The 19,890-nt window shown below is 41.8% G+C and carries 27 protein-coding genes, 1 tRNA gene and 1 riboswitch; of the genes, 25 read left to right on the top strand and 3 right to left on the bottom strand.

Going from position 1 to position 19,890, the window contains the following annotated elements:
- Positions 1 to 99: 99 nt before the first annotated feature.
- Together WC788_08775 and WC788_08770 are read left to right on the top strand one after the other, a co-directional pair.
- Complete coding sequence (locus WC788_08775; GenBank protein ID MFA6097688.1) at positions 100 to 1,494, top strand: LemA family protein; 1,395 nt, start codon at positions 100 to 102, stop codon at positions 1,492 to 1,494.
- Between the two features lie 171 nt (positions 1,495 to 1,665).
- Entirely contained in the window at positions 1,666 to 1,893 is a 228-nt protein-coding gene (locus tag WC788_08770) for a hypothetical protein (protein MFA6097687.1), read from the top strand.
- Between the two features lie 173 nt (positions 1,894 to 2,066).
- On the opposite strand, the gene WC788_08765 is transcribed toward WC788_08770, so the two are convergent.
- Positions 2,067 to 2,420: a hypothetical protein gene (locus WC788_08765; protein ID MFA6097686.1), complete on the bottom strand. Its 354-nt coding sequence runs from the start codon at positions 2,418 to 2,420 to the stop codon at positions 2,067 to 2,069.
- A 179-nt stretch (positions 2,421 to 2,599) separates the two neighbouring features.
- On the opposite strand from WC788_08765, the gene mscL reads away from it, so the two are divergent.
- From mscL to WC788_08725, 8 genes are all read left to right on the top strand, one after another.
- Entirely contained in the window at positions 2,600 to 3,010 is a 411-nt protein-coding gene (gene mscL, locus WC788_08760) for a large-conductance mechanosensitive channel protein MscL (GenBank protein ID MFA6097685.1), read from the top strand.
- A gap of 17 nt (positions 3,011 to 3,027) precedes the next feature.
- Complete coding sequence (locus WC788_08755; GenBank protein ID MFA6097684.1) at positions 3,028 to 3,918, top strand: DMT family transporter; 891 nt, start codon at positions 3,028 to 3,030, stop codon at positions 3,916 to 3,918.
- A 23-nt stretch (positions 3,919 to 3,941) separates the two neighbouring features.
- Positions 3,942 to 4,652, top strand: coding sequence for a M23 family metallopeptidase (locus tag WC788_08750; GenBank protein MFA6097683.1), 711 nt, complete (start codon positions 3,942 to 3,944; stop codon positions 4,650 to 4,652).
- Positions 4,653 to 4,773: 121 nt separating this feature from the next.
- Entirely contained in the window at positions 4,774 to 5,169 is a 396-nt protein-coding gene (locus WC788_08745; GenBank protein ID MFA6097682.1) for a hypothetical protein, read from the top strand.
- 152 nt (positions 5,170 to 5,321) lie between these two features.
- Entirely contained in the window at positions 5,322 to 5,888 is a 567-nt protein-coding gene (gene lexA, locus WC788_08740) for a transcriptional repressor LexA (GenBank protein ID MFA6097681.1), read from the top strand.
- A gap of 111 nt (positions 5,889 to 5,999) precedes the next feature.
- On the top strand, positions 6,000 to 7,313 hold the full coding sequence (locus WC788_08735) for a DNA polymerase IV (GenBank protein MFA6097680.1): 1,314 nt from the start codon (positions 6,000 to 6,002) through the stop codon (positions 7,311 to 7,313).
- Between the two features lie 48 nt (positions 7,314 to 7,361).
- Entirely contained in the window at positions 7,362 to 7,880 is a 519-nt protein-coding gene (locus tag WC788_08730) for a hypothetical protein (protein MFA6097679.1), read from the top strand.
- 87 nt (positions 7,881 to 7,967) lie between these two features.
- Entirely contained in the window at positions 7,968 to 8,882 is a 915-nt protein-coding gene (locus tag WC788_08725) for a DUF475 domain-containing protein (GenBank protein ID MFA6097678.1), read from the top strand.
- On the opposite strand, the gene WC788_08720 is transcribed toward WC788_08725, so the two are convergent.
- Positions 8,883 to 9,470 carry a hypothetical protein gene (locus tag WC788_08720; GenBank protein MFA6097677.1) on the bottom strand — a complete coding sequence of 196 codons (588 nt, stop codon included), beginning with the start codon at positions 9,468 to 9,470 and terminating at the stop codon, positions 8,883 to 8,885. It lies immediately after the preceding gene.
- A gap of 264 nt (positions 9,471 to 9,734) precedes the next feature.
- Here WC788_08720 and WC788_08715 point away from each other — a divergent pair, with 264 nt between their 5' ends.
- The 14 genes from WC788_08715 (at position 9,735) to WC788_08650 (ending at position 17,757) form a co-directional block, all read left to right on the top strand.
- Entirely contained in the window at positions 9,735 to 10,598 is an 864-nt protein-coding gene (locus WC788_08715) for a DMT family transporter (protein MFA6097676.1), read from the top strand.
- A gap of 140 nt (positions 10,599 to 10,738) precedes the next feature.
- A complete protein-coding gene (locus tag WC788_08710; GenBank protein MFA6097675.1) occupies positions 10,739 to 11,365 on the top strand; it encodes an HD domain-containing protein in 627 nt (208 codons plus the stop codon).
- Positions 11,366 to 11,442: 77 nt separating this feature from the next.
- Positions 11,443 to 11,874 (top strand): hypothetical protein, encoded by a 432-nt coding sequence (locus WC788_08705; protein MFA6097674.1) that lies wholly within the window; start codon positions 11,443 to 11,445, stop codon positions 11,872 to 11,874.
- Positions 11,875 to 11,931: 57 nt separating this feature from the next.
- On the top strand, positions 11,932 to 12,594 hold the full coding sequence (locus tag WC788_08700) for an SdpI family protein (protein ID MFA6097673.1): 663 nt from the start codon (positions 11,932 to 11,934) through the stop codon (positions 12,592 to 12,594).
- Positions 12,595 to 12,710: 116 nt separating this feature from the next.
- A riboswitch (SAM riboswitch) is annotated at positions 12,711 to 12,847 on the top strand.
- 142 nt (positions 12,848 to 12,989) lie between these two features.
- Complete coding sequence (locus tag WC788_08695) at positions 12,990 to 13,133, top strand: hypothetical protein (GenBank protein MFA6097672.1); 144 nt, start codon at positions 12,990 to 12,992, stop codon at positions 13,131 to 13,133.
- Between the two features lie 15 nt (positions 13,134 to 13,148).
- Positions 13,149 to 13,418, top strand: coding sequence for a hypothetical protein (locus WC788_08690; GenBank protein ID MFA6097671.1), 270 nt, complete (start codon positions 13,149 to 13,151; stop codon positions 13,416 to 13,418).
- Positions 13,419 to 13,499: 81 nt separating this feature from the next.
- Positions 13,500 to 13,709, top strand: a complete 210-nt coding sequence (locus tag WC788_08685) for a hypothetical protein (protein MFA6097670.1) — start codon at positions 13,500 to 13,502, stop codon at positions 13,707 to 13,709.
- A gap of 344 nt (positions 13,710 to 14,053) precedes the next feature.
- Positions 14,054 to 14,491: a YbhB/YbcL family Raf kinase inhibitor-like protein gene (locus tag WC788_08680; protein MFA6097669.1), complete on the top strand. Its 438-nt coding sequence runs from the start codon at positions 14,054 to 14,056 to the stop codon at positions 14,489 to 14,491.
- A gap of 115 nt (positions 14,492 to 14,606) precedes the next feature.
- Complete coding sequence (locus WC788_08675; protein ID MFA6097668.1) at positions 14,607 to 14,852, top strand: hypothetical protein; 246 nt, start codon at positions 14,607 to 14,609, stop codon at positions 14,850 to 14,852.
- A 128-nt stretch (positions 14,853 to 14,980) separates the two neighbouring features.
- Positions 14,981 to 15,991, top strand: a complete 1,011-nt coding sequence (locus WC788_08670) for a hemolysin family protein (GenBank protein ID MFA6097667.1) — start codon at positions 14,981 to 14,983, stop codon at positions 15,989 to 15,991.
- Positions 15,992 to 16,181: 190 nt separating this feature from the next.
- Positions 16,182 to 16,343 carry a 50S ribosomal protein L33 gene (gene rpmG, locus WC788_08665; GenBank protein MFA6097666.1) on the top strand — a complete coding sequence of 54 codons (162 nt, stop codon included), beginning with the start codon at positions 16,182 to 16,184 and terminating at the stop codon, positions 16,341 to 16,343.
- 9 nt (positions 16,344 to 16,352) lie between these two features.
- Positions 16,353 to 16,493, top strand: a complete 141-nt coding sequence (locus WC788_08660; GenBank protein MFA6097665.1) for a hypothetical protein — start codon at positions 16,353 to 16,355, stop codon at positions 16,491 to 16,493.
- An 18-nt stretch (positions 16,494 to 16,511) separates the two neighbouring features.
- Positions 16,512 to 16,582 (top strand) — tRNA-Trp (locus tag WC788_08655).
- Positions 16,583 to 17,169: 587 nt separating this feature from the next.
- Entirely contained in the window at positions 17,170 to 17,757 is a 588-nt protein-coding gene (locus WC788_08650) for a BPSL0067 family protein (GenBank protein ID MFA6097664.1), read from the top strand.
- A 57-nt stretch (positions 17,758 to 17,814) separates the two neighbouring features.
- On the opposite strand, the gene WC788_08645 is transcribed toward WC788_08650, so the two are convergent.
- Positions 17,815 to 18,429 (bottom strand): hypothetical protein, encoded by a 615-nt coding sequence (locus tag WC788_08645; protein ID MFA6097663.1) that lies wholly within the window; start codon positions 18,427 to 18,429, stop codon positions 17,815 to 17,817.
- Positions 18,430 to 18,745: 316 nt separating this feature from the next.
- Here WC788_08645 and WC788_08640 point away from each other — a divergent pair, with 316 nt between their 5' ends.
- A complete protein-coding gene (locus tag WC788_08640) occupies positions 18,746 to 19,612 on the top strand; it encodes a hypothetical protein (protein MFA6097662.1) in 867 nt (288 codons plus the stop codon).
- The last annotated feature ends 278 nt before the right edge of the window (positions 19,613 to 19,890 follow it).

The raw sequence follows: 19,890 nt of genomic DNA, 5'->3' as shown, positions 1-19,890 counted from the left end.
AGAAGCGAATAGGCGCATTGTCGTTCTTCCGGCAGGCGGGATCATTTAACATATTAAAATAATTTGATATAATAAAATTGTAATAATTAAAATACGATCGTGAGAAGGATTACTTTTTATTCGGCGGTAGCAGTGATCGCGGCCGTGTGTTTTTTTATAGTGATCGCCGGGGGAGACGATTGCGACGACTGCTATACGTTGCCAGTGATGTCGGCTAAATTCATGCTCAGCGGGCTTGTGATCATCGTTGGCAGCATTTATTTCAGGAAAAAATATCTCGAAACCGAAGGCCTCATTTTTGACATCGAGAGCGAACCGCTTCTTGAGACCAATGAAGCCACATCTGATGTGTCCTTTGCCGGAGAAGGGGTCATTGAGGCGATAGACGGAAACGTTCTGACTTCCGCATACACGGGGAAGCCTTGCGTATATTACCATTGCATAAAAGAAAAACTGGTCCGACAGGGGAAATCTAGCCATTGGGAGACTGTGGAAAATATCTCCCGCTTTATCTGCTTTCATATAAAGGATGAAAGGGGATCGCTTGATGTAGATCCTGTGGATATGGACGAGGATTTTTCCAGTTACAAAATTCCGGGGCAAAATATGCGCGATCCGGAGAACAGCGAGATCGATTGCGATGTCGCATTAAGAAATAGCGGATACACTGAGAGCGGATCCGGTTTTTTGTCTTCGCTCGTCCGGACGAAATATCGAAAGAGCGAATTTATTTTGTCGCCGGGCACAAAAGTTTTTGTGTACGGGCAGGTTTTTGACGTCAATGGCGAGAAAGTGCTCAGAGAGAGCGAAAGATGTCCCCTTATTATAAGCAAAAAAAACCGCGATGAATATGTCCATGAATTTTATCAGGGAGGAAATCTTGTTTTTCTTGCGCCGGCGCTTATGATGATCGGATTTTCGGTTATGCTTTTCGCTTCCAACTATTTTTTCAGAATGAAATCTTTCAGTTTTTTCGTTATACTTCTGGCGGGGAACTTCATTGTAGCGCTCAATGCGGTATTTTCTCTTTATAACAGGATGATCGGTCTGAAGCAGCGTGCTTTGAACTCGCTCAGTAACATCGACATCGAATTGAAACGGAGGTCGGATCTGGTGCCGAATCTCGTCGGCGTGGTCAGGGGATATGCGAAGCACGAGGAGGAGGTGCAATCTATCGTGTCGCAGATGAGGGCGGGGGCGGTGTTCACGAAAGAATACCGGAAAAGTTCAAAGATCTCCATTCCTACTCTCGCGGCAGTAGTTGAAAATTATCCAGATCTCAAGGCGTCTGAAAACTTTCTTTCTCTCATGACAGCTCTGGTTGACGTAGAAGAGAGGATCGCATATGCAAGAGAATTTTATAACAGGAGCGTAAAAAAATACAATACTGCGATCAGGATGTTTCCGTTCGTGATAGTTTCCTCGCCCTTGGGGATGAAGGAAATGGATTTCCTCTCAATCGATCGAAGCGTCCAAAACAGTCCGCAAGTCTGAGTTTAATGGCGAGGCTTGTCCTTTGCGAAGCGGTCCCAGGTCAGATAAAACGACAGATCCCGGAATATCCGGGATCTGTCATATTCGATATTTTGTAATAAAAATAGCGTAGCGGCGTCTATAAATAAGACAGCGTTCATTATTGACCAGGCGTAATCCGCATTTAAAAATATGTATTACCTTCAAAAAAACAAAAAAATCGATGTTTCGACCATCGGATATAGGCCCCGGCAGATCAGAAAACTGAGACGGATCTGCAGGATGCCGGCAAGGCTCAGGATATGGAGGGGCTTGAAAAAGATTTTCCTGCCAAAAATTATTTTACGCGCATTTAAGCCGAAAATAAAATTGCATCGTATCGGAATAAAACGAAGCGGCAACGGACATTTTTTGCTGTGAGGGATAGGTGCGGCTGCATTGTTGGCGGGATTTTTCCTGCTTGTTGCTATTGAAATATTTCAGAGCGGGTCCGTTTCGCTTATCGGTATTTCAGGTTAAAATCAATCAAGTACAAAGTAAAAAATAAAAAAAAGGCATTTTGCCTTTGTTTTTGAAGTAATGGAATTTTGACCTTAACGGTTTTTGCAGAAGCGGATATTATTTCGCAGCTCATAACTGTTCTCGTAATTCGATATGTTTCGCGCTTCCTTGATGATCTTCTCGCGAATGGCTTCGGCGTCGCGAAAAACGGACTCCAGGTTGCTTTCTTCACATTCGAATACAATGGCATATTCCGAGTGTCCCGCTGAAACGATCATTTTTTTATATTCGAATGCAGCCATGAGCATATAGTCGTAATTTATGTCTGCCGGATCGATCTTGAAGTGAAGAAAGATCTTCCCGTTTTCAAAAAACCATGAAACGTTTTTTCCTTCTGTTAATTGTGCAATTTTTTTTGCAATTTCGTCGCTGCCGGAATTTTTCATTTTCAGGATCTCCTCTTGTAGAAAACATCTTAGTACAATTCCGATAATAATGCAATAGTCGGGTTATTGTTGAGAGCAGAATAGACCGGATGGCCTAATCATTGTATAATATAGACAAAGAAACGGTATTTGCGGAAGCTGGGATTAAGTTCAATATAAACAATCATTAAATTAATATTATGACTATCGTTGAAGAGTTTAAAAAATTCATAATGCGAGGCAGTGTGATCGATCTCGCGATCGGCATAATCGTCGGTGGCGCATTCGGGAAAATAGTATCTTCTTTCGTGAACGATATCCTGATGCCTCCGATCGGTGTTATTCTTGGAGGGGTGAAATTCAGCGATCTGAAGTTTGTTCTCAAGGCGGCTTCGGGCAGTTCTCCGGAAATTACTTTGAACTATGGATCTTTCATCCAGGCATCCGTGGATTTTTTGATCATTGCAACTGCTATATTTTCGATGATCAAACTGATCAATATCATGCAAAAAAAGGAAGAAGAAAAACCTGTCGCCCTCAAAGAAATTCCGGCGCAGGAAAAACTTCTGATGGAGATCAGGGATCTGTTGAGAGATAGAGGACAAAAATAATATCAGAATATAAAACTATGGAATCATGGGTTATTTTGTCTTTAATGACCGCGCTTCTTTGGGCGACCTCGGACGTGATCAATAAGTTTATTTTTACCAGATGGCCGATAAAACCGGTAGTTCTGGTGATATTTTCATGTTTGGTCAATCTTGTAATAACCTTTGGCGTTTATGTTCATCAGGGATTATCGGAATTATCCGTTTTGCACTTATTGCTTGCGATAGCGGCGGCATTTTTCTATTTTTTTGGGTATTATCTTTATTTCAGCGCGGTTAAAATGGAAGAAGTGTCGCGCATCACGCCGCTTTTTTATCTGATGCCCCTTTTCATTCTGCTGCTCGCTGCGATATTTTTTCAGGAAAAACTTACGTTTATCAAATATACGGGAATTATCTTGCTGGTAGCGGGAGCTATACTCATTTCACAGAAAGGATCGTTCAGTTTTCGGATCGGAAAGGCATTCTGGTTCATGATCCTCTCGGCGCTTTCGATCTCCGCTTATGCGATAATAACAAAATATCTTTTGAATTTCTCAGACTATTGGACGATCTTCTCATACACAAGGGGATTGGGTCTGATACCGTTTCTTATTCCTTTGATCTACAAGAAGCTTCCCGATCTCGAGGATGCGGCCAGGCAAGGAGGAAAGGCCGCGATCGGAATGATCCTGGGAAGCGCTTCTCTTAATTCTATAGGCATTATTTTGATCACTGTCGCTATGGCCATGGGGTCTGTTACGCTTACAAACACTATGTTGTCGATTCAGCCTCTTTTTGTTCTCATTTTTGCGGTTTTTATCAGCAGATATTATCCGCAATTGTTCAGGGAAGATCTGGATCGCCGTACGGTTGCTCTTAAACTCGTTTCCATATTGTTGATCGTAGCGGGCGCGATCCTGATCACATAGAAATATATTATTTCGTATTGCCTATGAATAAAGCGATAAAAGCCATATTGGCCCTGTCCGTTGTTGTCCTGGCGATCTATCCGGGGTATGTATTTTATTTTGGGTCAACCGCTAACGTTCAAAATGTCAACGCGCCAAAATCGGTTCCTGCCGCGGATGTTTCGCCGCAACAAGCGGATAAGGCTCTCTCCGGCAATGGTGCAGCGTCTGTTGTTCCGGAAAATGAAACTGCAAGCATGCTTACAGTTCCTCTTTCTTTGGCGCTGGAGCGTGTTACAAAGAAGCCGTTCGGTATCAAGGTATCACCCGAAAATTCTCCGGTCAGTCCCGAGAAGTTCTCCGGATATCATACAGGAGTTGATTTTGAAACATTTCCGCAAGAAGCCGATGTCGATGTTCCCGTTTCGGCCGTCTGCTCCGGGATCCTTGTTGAAAAAAGGACCGTTTCCGGATATGGGGGAGTGGCTATTCAGAAATGCAGCATTGATAACTCCGAGGCAATGGTTCTTTATGGCCATCTGAAACTTTCGAGCATTGAAAAGCCGGCCGGAGGAGAAATGTCCGCCGGCGAAAAGATCGGGATGTTGGGAAAAGGATATAGTGCTGAAACCGGCGGAGAAAGGAAGCATCTGCATCTTGGAATCCACAAGGGATCCAAAATAAATTATTTGGGATATGTTCAAAACGAAAACGAACTAGCGGATTGGATCGATGCAATGGAGTATTTGAAATGAACCCGGATCCATTGTCTGTCCGGCCGGTCTGCTTCGCCATAAGTCCCTGCACCATAATAAATGCCATTCTTGACATTTATTTTTTTAGCCATTACGATTGATGCATAAAGGAGGTTTTTTAATGGAAGAGCTGATAACAGAATTGGCCGAAGCATCGGCAATGCTGAAAGAAGCGGTTTTAAATAAAGCCGATAATCTGGACGAAGAAACGAAAAGAAATATCGAACTGGTAAAGCGGGTGAAGATGGAGGTTTCGGTGTTTGCACAGATCATTTCCGGGAGATTTGGTAATTGCAACGCTAAACTTGCTTGCAATATCGGGAATGAGCCCGATCGGACTTTCGAGATGTCATTATTGGCAGGAGAGGTGCTGGTGCATTGTCCCGGATGGTATAGGGAGAAAGAGCCCGGCTGGAAGTTCCTGGATGAGATCATTCTTGTTGATGCGAAGGAAATAGCAGTATGTCTGATTGAGATGAACCAAAGAGAAGAAGATATCCGAATAGAGTTAGCTTAACCGCTTAAAACTGGGCGGTTTTTTATTATAGTGCCAGAACCTGCCTAATCGACAGACGGGCAGCGGAGTCGGGTTTATTATATATTTGACGGTGAACGATTGTTCACCTATACTGAATGTATCATTAAACGATTTAAAACTATGATCGATCCATGACATCAAAATATAAAGAAAAGATCAATAAATTCTATATAGACAGGCGGAGGATGCCTTCTTATGGCGAGATAATGGACCTTCTTGGTTTCAGGTCCAAAAACGCTGTTTTTAAACTTGTGAAAAAATTGGAAAGCGAAGGATTTCTTTCCAGGGACAGGAGAGGCAGGCTCATTCCCAAAAATATGTTCGCTTCTGTGAAAGTTCTGGGCTCTGTGGAGGCGGGTTTTCCGACTGCTGCGGAAGAAGAGCTTGCGGATACGATGACGCTGGATGAATATCTCATAAAGAACAAGGAGGCGACTTTCATTCTGAAAGTCAGCGGGGATTCCATGAAGGATGCCGGGATCATCCAGGGCGACATGGTTATTGTTGAAAGGAACAGGCTGCCGAAAGACGGGGATATCGTGGTTGCCGAGGTTGACGGGGGATGGACGATAAAATATTTCAGAAAAATGAAAAATGAAATATTTCTTGAGCCTGCGAACAAAAAATTCAAGACGATCCATCCGAAGGAGGAAATGAAGATCGCGGCGGTCGTGAGGGCAGTGATAAGAAAATATTGATCATTGGCGGGATCGAAAGCGCGACCCGCAGAATCCCAATTAGTATGATAGTATGCACTATCACACTATAGGAATGGCTATGCATACGATCATATTCGTAAATTGTGAAAAATGGATGTCAGGCCGGTAAATATATTTGATTTTCCAAAAGCGATCCTCCACATTGACGGGGACAGTTTTTTTGCGTCATGCGAGGTTGCCAAAAATCCGGAGCTGAGAGGGAAGGCTGTCATCACGGGGCTTGAAAGAGGGATCGTGTCTTCCATGTCCTATGAAGCCAAAAGAATGGGCATAACAAGGGCGATGAGATTGTTTGAGGTGAGAAAGATATGTCCCGATGCCGTGATCCTTCCTTCAGACTATGAGACCTACAGCCTTTTCTCCCTCAGGATGTATGACATTGTCCGAAGATACACTCCCGAGGTTGAGGAATACAGTATCGACGAATGTTTTGCGGATCTTACCGGGCTTCAGAGGCCTCTTAATATGTCCTATGAAGAAATGGCGGACAGGATAAAAAAGGAGCTGGATTCATCGCTCGGCATAACTTTTTCCGTCGGTCTTGCTCCCACAAAGGTACTCGCCAAGATCGGTTCCAAGTTCAAGAAGCCATCGGGCCTTACGATCATAAAGGGAAGGGAAGCGCATCTTTTTCTGAACGAAACTCCGGTGGGCAAGGTTTGGGGGATCGGACCTCAGACATCTTCATATATGAACAAGCTTGGCATAGAGACCGCGCTTGATTTCGCCCTGAAGGATAAGGATTGGGTCCTGCAGAAATTCACGAAACCCCATTTTGAAACGTGGAGGGAGCTGAGAGGGGAATCCGTTTTTGCGCTGAGCGTCGGAAAGAAGGATGACTATAAATCGATAAGCAAGACCAAGACCTTCACTCCTCCATCAAGCGACAAAGAATTCATATTCTCCCAGCTTTCAAAGAACGTCGAGAATGCCTGTATAAAGCTCAGGCGCCATAAGCTTTCGACGAAAAGGATATTCTTCTTTCTCAAGACGCAGGCCTATCGATATCGCGGGGCGGAGATCAAGCTTTCCGATGCGACAGTTTCTCCGAATGAGATATTGGACGCTATCGGGAACTATTATTCCGGGGTGCATGTTCCCGGAACGCTTTTTCGTTCCACGGGCGTGATACTTTCCGATCTTGAAACGATGAAAGACAGGCAATTGGATCTTTTCGGAAAGGTTGCAGTTCTGGAAAAATTCACGAAAATATTCGAGAGCATGGATGGCATAGACAGGAAATACGGCAAGCATTCCGTTTTTCTCGGGACAAGTTTCAGTGCCATGAAGAACGCGCAGCACGAAGGTGAAAGGGAGGTGAAGTCCGAGAGGAGAACGAATCTTTTCAATGGCGAGGATCCGAGAAAAAGAATATCCATTCCTTTTATGGGAGAGGCAAGCTGAACATCTCCGGTTGACAATAGCGCTGACTCCGTCGTAAGATGATAAAAAATGGAGGTCAAGAAGATCATGGTCACGCCATGGAAATATGAAAAAGAGACGGATAAAATAAAAAAGACCGATCCCGTACTTTTGGAGCTTATGAGAGAGCTCGTTGGGATCGTCCATAATATTCTGAAAGATGAAGATTCCGATGATCTGATCGGAAAAAGATCGGTCTATTGTGAATTTAAGGGAGAGACGAGGCATAGAATATTCGAATTTATAGACCTCAGCTCGAATAGCGATGAAGAGACCAGAAAGAAGTTCCTGGTAAGAGGTTTGTTTGTCTGTATGATGGAGATCGGAGAGAATGGCGCGCCGCTTGACGTGTCCTACTGCATAAGGATCCCGAACTCTCCGAATTTCGTTACGGAAGGGACGATGTCCGAGAATCGGGCTCTCGCGGTCAGCAATTTCAAAGAGGTCGTCGCTGACATAAAAAATTCCGGCCGCATCAAGAAAGAAGACTATTCGAAATATGTTGACAAGGCCATCGAAAGCATAATAAACAGGCGGAAAAAAGAATAGCCGTCTTTTTTTTGACCATTTAGGCCCATATTGAAAAAAGGCGGAAAATAAGTTAAACTGAGATAGTAATCATAAAAAGAAAATAATATGGATATCGTTTCTATGTTCGTGATCATTGCGGGACTATGCCTTTTTGAAGTTATAAGCAGTATTGATAACGCGATCATCAATGCGGAAGTCCTTTCCACCATGCAGGCGAAAGCCAGGAGATGGTTTTTGCTTTGGGGTCTGGTCTTTGCCGTGTTTATGGTCAGAGGGCTTCTTCCGTGGATGATCGTTTGGGCAACAACTCCGTCGCTCGGTCCCGTTGGAGCTCTTTTTGCGACATTCAGCAGCGATCCGAAAGTGATCGAAGCGATCGAACGCTCTTCTCCGATCCTTCTTGCGGGAGGCGGAACTTTCCTTGTTTTTTTATTTTTCCATTGGATCTTTTTGGAACCGAAAAATTACGGATTACGGGGGGAAAGATATATTGAGTCAAAAGGCGTGTGGTTTTTTTCGGTCGTATCAATATTATTGACCGTGATCGTATGGTATGCGCTTGAAAGGGATCCATTGATGGCTTTCGGAGCGGTCGTAGGGTCTACCGCGTTTTTCATCACACATGGATTCAAACAGAATGCGGAAGAAGAAGAGAAGAAGCTTATGGAGGTTGGCAGGTCCGATTTCAGCAAGATCATGTTTCTGGAGGTTATCGACGCGACATTCTCGATCGATGGCGTTCTTGGCGCATTCGCATTCACGCTTTCCGTTCCGCTGATCCTGATCGGAAACGGACTTGGGGCTTATGTGGTGAGGAACATTACGATGGGGAATATCGATAACATAAAAAAATATATATATTTGAAAAACGGAGCGATGTACTCGATATTTTTCCTTGGGTCGATCATGCTTCTGGACAGTTTCGGTTTTGAGATACCGACCTGGCTGTCTCCGCTTGTCACGTTCGGCGTGGTCATATATTTTTTCAATAAATCAAAAAAAGTAGCCACTGAAAAGTGACTATTGTTGTTTTCCGATCGATTCTATCCCAAGTGCCCAGAATACTAGCCACAGAAGATATCCCGCGAAAAATCCGATGAACATGCCTGAAACGGCGAATATGGTATAAGAAGCTACTGGATTCCATGTGTCATATTCTATTGTTTGAGGATTGTAATCCTTTATGTATATTATCAACGGACTATTGAATAGGGAATTGTGCAGATTGAACGGCCATGGAACCAATGTTTTTATCGGCGTGATGTATATCTGCTTGTATTCATCCACTATTCCGCATTCCGAAGTTATCCAGTATTTCTTTTCCAGTAAACTGTAGGAGCCTTCAAGAGTGAAATAGATCACTTTTGCATTTTTCTTCTCAGCTTCGTGGATGAAATCATTTATGTCCAAGGCGCCCTTTGTGATGTTTCCTTCCAGATATGCTTTTTGGGAGATCGTAATGTTCTTCGACGAAGCGATCTTTTCGATCGTCTGGTCTATTTCGACCGATGGCGTATAGCTGTAACGGACATATGCCACTTCTATCATGATCAGCGCAAATACGATAATTCCAAAAATAACACATATATCTTGTCTGGATATTTTCATTTTTAATCAACTCCTCGCTCTAGAGCGAAAACTGCCTACTTTATGTAAAATAGAAAGTTTTTGCGCTAGGGATCAGATGCCTTGATCAGGCAAAATTTCAAGCGGATCAACCGGAAAAAAGAGCGCTTTAAAGACTAAAAATTCTATCACAAAATGTAGGAAATGTCAATAGTGCGATATTTTACAGTTTTTCTGCCGGAAAGCGGATGATCCGGGAAAATATGATAAACCGATTACGCGCGATAATAAACACTGAACAATAAAATGGATCTTACTTTCGGCATATTTTTCGGGCTTATTTCCATGCTCAGCTGGGGAGCATCCGATTTTTTTATTGCGAAATCCGTCAGAGGGAGCGGAGTTCTCAGGGCATTCCTCTGGGCCCAACTCACAAGCGTTATGCTTCTTTTTTTTATTTTTCTGGCCTATTACGATCTTCCGAAGTTCACATTTTATACGATAGCGCTGGTCATGACCGCAGGAACTCTTGGCGTCGTTTCCAATCTTTCTTTCTATCAAAGTCTTAGAGTCGGAAAAGTGTGCATTGTTATGCCGGTAGCTTCCTGCTGGGCGATGATAACGGTTGTGTTGAGCATGATATTCCTTGGGGAATCTTTGGATATTGCGCAATTGTTCGGCATTGTCTTTGCGATCGCCGGAGCATCTTTGGTTTCGTTCAAGCTGAGCGATCTGAAGAACTTGGATATAAAGAAACATGCGCACCAGGGGGTGGAGTTTGCCGTTGTCGCAGCATTCGCATACGGGACTAATTTTGTTCTGATCGATGTTCTGGTTTCCGAGATCGGATGGTTCCTGTCAATACTCATGATCGAAATTGTCGTGGTATTCCTCCTGCTTTTCTATTCCGGCGCGACGAAGAGCGACATCGCTTTTCCTAAAAACGTGTTTCTATTCGTGATATTGGTCGGAATACTTGATGCGACCGCATATCTTTCTTATGGAATCGGCGTGACGTCGGAGTTCGGTTCGATAGTCGCTCCGATAGCCGCGTCGTCTCCCGCAATCAGCATATTGCTTGCAAAAATATTTTTTAAAGAATATCTGGAAATAAATCAGAAGATAGGGATCCTTTCTGTCATCAGCGGATTGATCCTGCTTTCAATGTGAAGATCCGGCATTATATGCAAGTACATACAGCGTTGATAATGTGCGCTGTTTTTTTGCGCTTTTCGGGCAAGATTGACATATCCGTAAAAAAGACTAATATAAAAAATGCTTTTACCATGCAAAAGGCAGGAGGAACAAGTATGGAAATAAGCGATATAGTGCTGAGAAAGATAGATGGATACAAATTTAAAGGCGGACTGGACCAAACAGCAAAGCTATTTTTGAAATTAGCATCCATGTATCATCAGAAGGTCAAGGAACATTCGGAAAGAGTCGCATTGCTGTCCGAAGAGATCGCCATCAGGACCGGGAAAGATCCAAAACCGGCTTTTATTGGAGCGCTTATGCACGATAATGCAAAAATTTTGCTTCCTTATGATCTTTTTGACGACAGAAATATCAGCGAAGAAGAGTATCAGAAAATAAAAAAGCATCCCGTCAAAGGATTTGAGATCCTAAAAGATTTCCATGAATTCACGGCGATGTGCGCGGGACTTCATCACGCACTTTATGAGTCCGGATATGGACTTACGTTGAAAGATTTTCCGCCGGATTGGGATCTTGAATTGGTGAAAAAGGCGCTTGATATATCAGTCATAATATCCATTGCTGATTTCATAGACGCCTTCACTCACAGGAAAACAAGCATAAAGGATGGCTCCGACAAGGGATCTCTGAGACTTGAAGAAATGCTCAAGGCAAAATATCCCAATGATCATCAGGCGGTGGAGGTTGCGCTGAAAGTTCAAAAAGAACTGAATATGTAACAATAGGGCCAAAAGGCCTTTTTTTTGACAAAATACGGATTATCTGATATTGTATAGCCACGAATATAGGAGGAAAAATGACCATTGAAGCATCGGAAAAAAAGATTATCGCAATTATGGGATTCATCGTTTTTGCGGTAATCGTAAATGAAAGCAGTAACTATCTCATAGAGATGGTTCCGCCTCCTCAGCTTGCTCCGGTCGATCTGTTCTCTATCCTTCACGCTTTTGCAGCCGGAGGGTTCGCCTTCTTTGCTGTAATGCTTGCCGATGAAGGATCGGGAACAAAAAGGAATATATATTTCTTGATAATATTTCTGGTCGTCGCATGGGAAGTGGTCGAGAACACGGTCCTCAAGGGAACGCCTATTTCCGGAGGGGAAAGCCTGCTGAACAGCGGTGCCGACATTATCATAGGGATGGCAATGTCCGGCATGGTGCTTTTCGGGGATAGGTTCAGGCTTAAGCCGAAAAACAATATCAAAATGCCCCGTTCCAATTTTTCATAAACGGGGTTTTTATTTTGATGAATGTGTTGTATAATGAGATAAAGATAATCGAATTTTATGCTGAAAAGTTCGCGAAAAACAGGGTATCTGGCCGCCGGGATAGCTGCGGTCATTGTTTTATCCGGAATACTGCTGTATCCTTCATTGCCGGAAAAGATGGCTTCACATTGGAACCTCCGGGGCGAGGCCGATGGCTATATGCCGAAAATCTACGGTGTGTTTCTGATGCCCGTGTTCTATTTGTTCTTGCTGGCATTGCTGATCGCGCTTCCGAGGATCGACCCGCTTAAAGAAAATATCGGGAAATTCAGAAAATATTATAATGGACTGATGATCATGCTGTTCCTTTTTTTCTTTTATATTCATGCATTGACCATCGCCTGGAATCTCGGTATGAGATTTGATATGACAAGGATGATCATTCCTGCATTCTCCATTCTGTTCTTTTATCTGGGAATTGTGATGGAAAGGTCGGAGAGGAATTGGTTTATCGGGTTCAGGACGCCCTGGACGCTGACGAGCGATGAAGTGTGGAAAAAAACTCACGAGCTCGGCGGAAAACTTTTCAGACTGATAGGCATGGTGGCTTTTTTGGGAATATTTATCGGAAGCAGCGCGATGATCTTTGCGATCATATTGGCGGTCATTTCTTCATTATATCTGTTTATCTATTCATATCTTGAATATCGGAAGATCGATAAGCGCGAAAAAAACGGCTGAATTAACACAATTCTGGTACATGATATTGCCGGGATCGGATCCGGTTTCGGACCATATTGACCGAATTCCGATAGATTGATATAATTGTCATATTACAATTTAGCGTCAAAAAATAATATTTATCCAGAGAGGCGGCTAGAGCACTGGCTCAATGAACCGCCCAGCAACCCCCAAGAGGTGACGACCTTGGGAAGGTGCTAATTCCAGCCTAGGCTGCATTTTCATTCAAATGCGGCCCATGGAAAGATAAAGATAAGTTTTTGATTTATAAAATCTTTCCATTCGGGGGATTTTTTTTGTTGTTTTTCCCGACGGCGATCTTTTTGCGGAAGAAATGTCGCTATCGGGGAACGCAATAAGTTCCTTAAAATAAAAATCAAAAAGGAGGAAAAAATATGGCCAAGAAAAATGATGTAAAGATCAAGGGCGATACGGACGTAATGAACGTTGAAAGGGTAACGAAGAATGAATGGATAGACGAAGGTTTCGGGAGTGGCTCGGGCAGCCCCGAGAACGACCAGGCTGATATCGGCGGATAGGAGGAGGACGGGATCATGAAAGCCGGGAAAAAAACAAAAAAAACGGATCTGCCGCAGCTCAGAAGGTCGTTGGGCAGAGCCGGACTGTTTGTCGAAATACTGACGGAAAAGATCGGCCAGATAAAATCCACCAACGGCCGATTCGTTCTTCAGAGAACGGAAAAAGACGCCATAGTGGTATGCGGGGATGAAAAAATATCCCTATGCGAAAACAACCTGGACCTTCTGCTTGATCGGGGCGAAGGCGAATATATAACAGGATCACTATTCGTTGTCATGAAATAAAGGAGAAACATCTCCTTTTTTTAATTTGTGAAAAGACCGCAAACGATATAATATAAGATTATAATATTCATAGAATGCAACATGGACAATCTGTTCTTATTCGCAGCCGTTTTTTTTATGACGTCGGTTTTTCACTATCTGGGATTTTCGGCCGTCGAGGAATTTTTATTTTTTGAGAGAAAATATGCAAAGGGCCTTTTCTTTGTTTTTTCCGCAGTTCTTTTTTTTCTGGCATATCTGCTCGTCATTGAATATTCATTGTGGGATAAGTTGATGAAATTCTTGATTTAATTCCGGAAACTATCTATAATACAAGCATTGAAATGATATTTATCAATTAATTGTTATAACATGAACAAGAAAGCAAAGGTTGTAAGGAAAAAACATGCAAAGAAACAGGGAAAGAAAATTGCAAGTTTGCGACACAGATAACCCAATATTATATTGTTAATATTTAAGACATGACCATGGCTATATCTCATTTGAATTAGGCCGGTTATGTTTTTTGTTGAACGGAAATGAGAAACGGAAAATTAATGTACATTTTAGCGTTCATTCTGATGGCGGGAGCGGTTATCGTCGTTTTCATGAGAACGCAGACCCGATATGATCTAAATTTGCCTAAACAAAAGAATATGAAAATCACAAGCAAGGCATTTGAAAGCAGCCGATCGATCCCGAAGAAATATACATGCCGGGGGGAGGATGTGAATCCGCCCCTTGAGTTCCAAGAGATTTCCAAGGATGCAAAAAGCCTTGTTCTAATCGTTGATGATCCGGATGCAAGCATGGGAACATGGAGCCATTGGATCGTTTGGAACATAAAACCGGACATCGGCGGGATAGATGAGAACGGCATGCCGGAAAATTCGATCGCGGGATCGAACGATTTCGGAAAAAATGATTATGGCGGTCCGTGCCCTCCATCGGGAACGCACCGATATTTCTTCAGGATATATGCCCTGGACGAGCTGCTTGGTCTTGAACCGTCGGCGAACAGGACGGATCTTGAGAGGGCTATGTCGGGGCATGTAATGGATTATGGGGAACTGGTCGGTCTTTTCGCAAAATGATCAGTTTCGCGCCCGCGGGGATTTTGAGCTTTGATGTTGCAAAAATACGGTATTCATATTAATATTAATTTATAAATAGGGGGAAAAACAAATTACTACGGAAAATGAAGAAAAGATGCTGGACACGCTTACGAATTGGATGGGAATAACAGAGCTTGGATTCAAGGAAGAAAATGGAATGGAGGTCATAATAATACCAAAGAAAGTAGGAAAGATCGAATGCTTTTTGGAGCAAAAAAAGAGCGGGAAATATTTCATTTATCAAAAAGACGTCGAGCTGATCCTTTATCCGGAAGATTTCGGATATGTCCCGAGCCAAACAAAAAGAGAAATATACCTAAAGCCGAATGGAGCCCCATGACAGGGTTCTTTTTTTATTCCAAGGGGTTGGCGGACCTAAACTTGCATATTTTTGAATATACTGTATAATATCATATTGTATCAAGATCGACACAGAAGGAAGTTTAAAACCATAAGATAATAAGTTAAATGACATATTTATATATTCTTTTGTTGCTTCTGCTTTCCGCAATATTTTCGGGGCTATCCCTTGGAATCTTCAGCTTGAACAAAGAAGATCTGAAGAGGAAAGCCGATCTTGGAGATATCAGGGCAAAGAGGATATATGAACTGAGAGAAAATGGAAATCTTTTACTTTGCACTCTTCTGATCGGTAATGTCATGGTGAATTCGACATTGTCCATATTCCTGGGCTCGATAACGTCAGGCGTTGTCGCAGGGATCGTTGCGACGCTGCTGATCGTGATCTTCGGGGAGATCGTGCCTCAGGCGGTTTTTTCAAGGTTTGCCATGGATTTTGTTTCGAGACTCACATGGCTCGTGAAAATTTTCATATATATTTTTTATCCGTTATCGCGGCCTATTTCATGGGCGCTGGACAAAGTCTTGGGAGAAGAAATACCGATGACCTATTCGAAGAGGGAGATAATGAAGATCGTTGAAGAACATCATGAATCCGAAGATAGCGACATAGATATAGACGAAAAGAATGTTATCAAGGGAGCTCTTTCATATTCCAGCAAAACGGTATATGACATTCTGACTCCCAGAACCGAAGTATTTGGACTTCCGTTCGACAGGGAACTGAACGAGGAAACGATAAAAAAGATCTCTGAGATCGGGCACTCAAGGATACCGGTTTACAATAAGGATCTGGACAGTATCGTGGGAATATTGTATGTGAAAGACATCCTGTTCAAGGGGTTTGAGGGGAAGAGGGTCGGAGATATGGCGAGAAAAAATGTCATTTTTGTGGATTTCAACAAGCCCCTGGATGATCTCCTGAACGCGTTCAAGAACACCAGGAATCATATGTTCGTGGTGCTTGATAAGCATGGTGTTGTTTCGGGAATTGTGACGATCGAAGATGTCCTGGAGGAGATCATAGGAGCCGAGATTGTCGATGAGTTCGACAAGTTCGACGATCTTCAGAAATTGGCCAAAAAAAGGATAGCTGAGAAAAAATTGAACAAGATTTGAGGTTTTGCCTGGTGGGTCTTGATAATTTTTTTTATCTGTGTTACACTGTTTTACAGTGAATTATTTGGGAGATTTTTATTTATATTTAAATAAAAAAACTGAATAATAGTTCAATTGTTCATCAGGGCTGAAGCGGTTTATGTGCGAGATCTGCCCTTGAATTTTTTATTTCATTTTAATCAATAAACGTATGTCACAAGATAGTCTAATCAAATTGCAATGCAAAGAATGCAAAAGAGTGAACTATAATTCCACAAAAAACAAGAAAACAGTCAAAGAAAAGATCGTACTGTCGAAATATTGTCCGGTTTGCAGGAAACATACCGAGCACACGGAGATCAAGGGGAAATAGTTTTGCTTTTTGTCTAAACTCAATTATTTTGATCCGGCGGGCGGCAAGTTGTTGTCGCTCGTTTTGAAAGGCGGAATGTCCTATGCGCAAGCATCGGGAGGAATGGGGCAGTGGCCGATGACGGCGGGGTTTACATATTCCGGAACATAATCTAAAATAGTAATGCATGGGAGCTTGGTTTAGTGGTAGAACTTCGGTCTCCAAAACCGACGATGGGGGTTCGATTCCCTCAGCTCCTGCAAGCTAAATAAAAACACAGAATATTCTGTGTTTTTATTTGGTTTTGTTTGATGCTGAGGGAATCGAATGTGAGGGGGTCGGGGAACGGGAGTTCCCCGCCTGGGGTGACAGCGAACGAAGTGAGCGCCAGAGGGCGGAAGCCCTATGGAGCGGAGCCGTAGGCGAGCAGTGAGACTTTCCCTCAGCTCCTGCGGACGTTATTTATGCAAATCCTCCATATTGAGATGGGGGATTTGTTGTTTGAAAAAAATACGGCATGAGATCTCTAATCTAAAATCTTAATCACAGCACCCTGGTTACTTGGATAATCAAAGTGATAAAAGAAGGTATGTTGGAGGTTATAACCAAAAATTGTTGACAAAATCACTTTTTTTTTTGTTACTATTGGACTAATAGAAAAATAGGAGGAATTAAAATGATACAAATTAAAAACGAAGACAAAACAAAAAAGCAAACTGGATAGCTTGCGAATACAAATGAAGTGTGAAAGCGGAAAGAAAAAAGGTTGTTATGATAAAACCAAACAAATTAAAAAACGATGGAATAGAATTCGAACAAAACAGAAATAAACAAAGGATGTGAGGAAATGAAGAAAAGAATGTTAAGTGTGGGAATTGTCGCAATATTGCTGTTTGCGATGGCAATGGTTCCAGCAGGGGCTGCATCGGATTTGAAAATAACAGACTATAACCTAAACAGCTTACAGAATTGGGGAACCTGGACGCAATATAAATATACTGGCTGGGCATTATTAAGATGGGAATATGGTCCTTCGATTCTCGATGCAACTTATCAGAAAAAAAGAATGGTTGGAGATGTCCCGGCAATAACAGTAGCTGATATGAAAGGCGGATATTGGGGCGAATGCGTAAGTCTAGTTAAAGCGCTTAGCAAGAGCACCGTGGCAACTGATGGTTGGGCAAAAGGAGATAATGTGGTTTTGACTGGTTCAGTGAAACCAGGGACAGCAATTGCTACTTTTAATTCAGCTGGAGTCTATAGCGGACATGTTGCAATATTTAGAGACTATGTTCGCGATTCAGGCGGAAAGATTAAAGAGGTTCTGGTCTGGGATCAAAATTATGTCAGTCCATATGTTGTAGGCAGGCATAATTTTAAGATAGCTGGAAGTGGTGTGAATAACGCAAGCAGTTACTATGTGGTAAGAGTATAAAAACATACAAAAAAACGGGAGAAATTATCTCCCTCTTTTTTTTGTTATATTGGATTGCTATTTAATTGTTATACTTTCAGATATATGCTGTGCAATGGTTCTTCCTTCTGCTGAATTATAGTGAAAAATCATAAGATTAGTTTTTAAAATGTCACTTATTAATCCGGCATTTGCAAAGTATTCTCCTTTTTGCCAATAAATATAACCATCACCATTTTGGCTTTGGCTGCATTGCTCATAGGTAATAAAAGTCTCGGGATCGTTCGTTGGAAAAGTGTTTAGCTGATAAGGATTTTTTGTTCCTTTATATCCAATTGAGCAGAAGTCCACTGTTTCATATGTCGGAAAATGAACTTCGAGGACAGAATTACTTGGATTCTTTTCGGAATTTATATAAAAATTCCATACAATTGTATCTTCGATTATACTTTTTCCATATGTCCATGTATCTGGATATTCAAATGTAAAATCTGCTTCTGGGGAAGAAAAAGTTTTATACACAATATCTTTATTCCCATCTTTATCGCCATTATCATTATTAGTACATCTTAAATATATCGGATTGTCGGTACTACTAGTGCAGGGGGTTTTGGCGTATTTAAAAAACAGTCGATCAGCCAAGAGGCTTATAAAAATAGCCAATACAAGCAATATAATAATTTTATATTTCATTTTATCGAATTATCGATACTTAATTAAGAAAATATCATAATTTCATTTTAGCATCGAGGATTATATTGGTCAATCTGATGGAGTTGTTTCATGTTTAATAATATTCAATTAAATACATTTCTATTTAAAGGGTTATGACTTTTTCCACTAGTCTATGAAAACAAACAGTAGAACATGCTTAAATGCCATTCCAAAGCTTAATTATCTATTACATCTGAACACCTTGCTTGGGGAATGTAGGATGCAACTATTGACATTTTTAAAATATTCATGTAGAATATGAAGTTAATATTTTAGATATTAACAGGAGATGAATATGTTTGACTATAGCAATGTAGGCACTGGTATAATTAAGAGCTTACCTGAGGAAATTCAGGAAAAAGTAGTATTAAAAAAAGAGGATGACCTTCAAAAAAGCAGAACAGTCGAATCTGATGTCGAAAAAAAATTAGGTATTATAAAAAAGTACTTTAATTCGGAATGTTATGGTAAACGTCTGCTTTTATCGATAATAAATTTTATCGAAACGAAAGGAACGGAAAAGGTCGTGAGATCAGAAGAATTCAAGGAGATGGCCCTTATTGCTGCCATCGGCCTTCTCTTAAAAGAGGTAAGGAACGCGAAAGAATTGAAGGATGTCAATTCTATGCTCAAAATTGTTTTGGGTATAAGCATCGGCGAATCAGAGCCTTGCAGGAAGGTTTTTCTGAGCAAGGACAGCTTCATTGCTGCGAACAGAAGTATGATCCCGGTTGATCATGCAATGAAAGGTATACTGAGTATCGTTGAAGAACTATCCATCACCAAAAAAGAGTATCTCTTGGCGCTTGAACAATGCGTTATCGATGAGGAGCATAACGGCGGTCTCTGGCGATATACATTGGAGGCAAGGGCGTTTCTGGAGATCGAGAAGAAAAAGAACGGTATTGAATCTCAGTTCGATTTTTCAGAATATAAGAAAGCGGCAGACGAATACCTTAAGGCCAAAAATAACATATACATGGCCGCTGAAATGTACAGATTCCTGAAAAAGGCCGGATATATCTTAGAAGATGACAGAGATCAGGTGCTGAGGGCATATGAAAGCGGCAGGGGAAGAAATGAGGATGCTGCCACAAAAGCAGCGAAAAAGGCCGGCTTGATCCCATATGCAAGCATATTCGAAAAAATCAAAGCAAGATAAGCTTAACGAAGGAATACAAATCCTTCTTTTTTTAAATGTAGTATAAAAATATTTCTAAGATAGGCTGAACTTTTTCCACAAGTTTTTGAAAAAAATAGGAGCATGGTGATGGCCTGTTTTTTTGGAATAAGGAACTGAACGTGAAGGGTCGGGGTACTAGTGTCCAACAAAAATATTTCCAAAATAGAAAAAACCTCTAAGTTTAGATATAATTAGGATATCGCTCCAATTATTAACTTAATAAGGCTTTTTCTATGAATTATTCTAACACGATTTTC

Source organism: Candidatus Paceibacterota bacterium (genome assembly GCA_041661265.1).
In the GTDB taxonomy this organism is placed as follows: Bacteria; Patescibacteriota; Minisyncoccia; order JAHIHE01; family JAGLIN01; genus JBAZUT01.
Note: the sequence above shows the minus strand (reverse complement) of the source record. Positions and strands in the feature narration are given on the sequence as shown.

Excerpts from the sequence above, each read along its gene's own strand:
- WC788_08770 (MFA6097687.1), top strand. The coding sequence starts at position 1,666 with ATGTATTACCTTCAAAAAAACAAAAAAATCGATGTTTCGACCATCGGA.
- WC788_08765 (MFA6097686.1), bottom strand. The coding sequence starts at position 2,420 with ATGAAAAATTCCGGCAGCGACGAAATTGCAAAAAAAATTGCACAATTA.
- mscL (MFA6097685.1), top strand. The coding sequence starts at position 2,600 with ATGACTATCGTTGAAGAGTTTAAAAAATTCATAATGCGAGGCAGTGTG.
- WC788_08755 (MFA6097684.1), top strand. The coding sequence starts at position 3,028 with ATGGAATCATGGGTTATTTTGTCTTTAATGACCGCGCTTCTTTGGGCG.
- WC788_08750 (MFA6097683.1), top strand. The coding sequence starts at position 3,942 with ATGAATAAAGCGATAAAAGCCATATTGGCCCTGTCCGTTGTTGTCCTG.
- WC788_08745 (MFA6097682.1), top strand. The coding sequence starts at position 4,774 with ATGGAAGAGCTGATAACAGAATTGGCCGAAGCATCGGCAATGCTGAAA.
- lexA (MFA6097681.1), top strand. The coding sequence starts at position 5,322 with ATGACATCAAAATATAAAGAAAAGATCAATAAATTCTATATAGACAGG.
- WC788_08735 (MFA6097680.1), top strand. The coding sequence starts at position 6,000 with ATGGATGTCAGGCCGGTAAATATATTTGATTTTCCAAAAGCGATCCTC.
- WC788_08730 (MFA6097679.1), top strand. The coding sequence starts at position 7,362 with ATGGAGGTCAAGAAGATCATGGTCACGCCATGGAAATATGAAAAAGAG.
- WC788_08725 (MFA6097678.1), top strand. The coding sequence starts at position 7,968 with ATGGATATCGTTTCTATGTTCGTGATCATTGCGGGACTATGCCTTTTT.
- WC788_08720 (MFA6097677.1), bottom strand. The coding sequence starts at position 9,470 with ATGAAAATATCCAGACAAGATATATGTGTTATTTTTGGAATTATCGTA.
- WC788_08715 (MFA6097676.1), top strand. The coding sequence starts at position 9,735 with ATGGATCTTACTTTCGGCATATTTTTCGGGCTTATTTCCATGCTCAGC.
- WC788_08710 (MFA6097675.1), top strand. The coding sequence starts at position 10,739 with ATGGAAATAAGCGATATAGTGCTGAGAAAGATAGATGGATACAAATTT.
- WC788_08705 (MFA6097674.1), top strand. The coding sequence starts at position 11,443 with ATGACCATTGAAGCATCGGAAAAAAAGATTATCGCAATTATGGGATTC.
- WC788_08700 (MFA6097673.1), top strand. The coding sequence starts at position 11,932 with ATGCTGAAAAGTTCGCGAAAAACAGGGTATCTGGCCGCCGGGATAGCT.
- WC788_08695 (MFA6097672.1), top strand. The coding sequence starts at position 12,990 with ATGGCCAAGAAAAATGATGTAAAGATCAAGGGCGATACGGACGTAATG.
- WC788_08690 (MFA6097671.1), top strand. The coding sequence starts at position 13,149 with ATGAAAGCCGGGAAAAAAACAAAAAAAACGGATCTGCCGCAGCTCAGA.
- WC788_08685 (MFA6097670.1), top strand. The coding sequence starts at position 13,500 with ATGGACAATCTGTTCTTATTCGCAGCCGTTTTTTTTATGACGTCGGTT.
- WC788_08680 (MFA6097669.1), top strand. The coding sequence starts at position 14,054 with ATGAAAATCACAAGCAAGGCATTTGAAAGCAGCCGATCGATCCCGAAG.
- WC788_08675 (MFA6097668.1), top strand. The coding sequence starts at position 14,607 with ATGCTGGACACGCTTACGAATTGGATGGGAATAACAGAGCTTGGATTC.
- WC788_08670 (MFA6097667.1), top strand. The coding sequence starts at position 14,981 with ATGACATATTTATATATTCTTTTGTTGCTTCTGCTTTCCGCAATATTT.
- rpmG (MFA6097666.1), top strand. The coding sequence starts at position 16,182 with ATGTCACAAGATAGTCTAATCAAATTGCAATGCAAAGAATGCAAAAGA.
- WC788_08650 (MFA6097664.1), top strand. The coding sequence starts at position 17,170 with ATGAAGAAAAGAATGTTAAGTGTGGGAATTGTCGCAATATTGCTGTTT.
- WC788_08645 (MFA6097663.1), bottom strand. The coding sequence starts at position 18,429 with ATGAAATATAAAATTATTATATTGCTTGTATTGGCTATTTTTATAAGC.
- WC788_08640 (MFA6097662.1), top strand. The coding sequence starts at position 18,746 with ATGTTTGACTATAGCAATGTAGGCACTGGTATAATTAAGAGCTTACCT.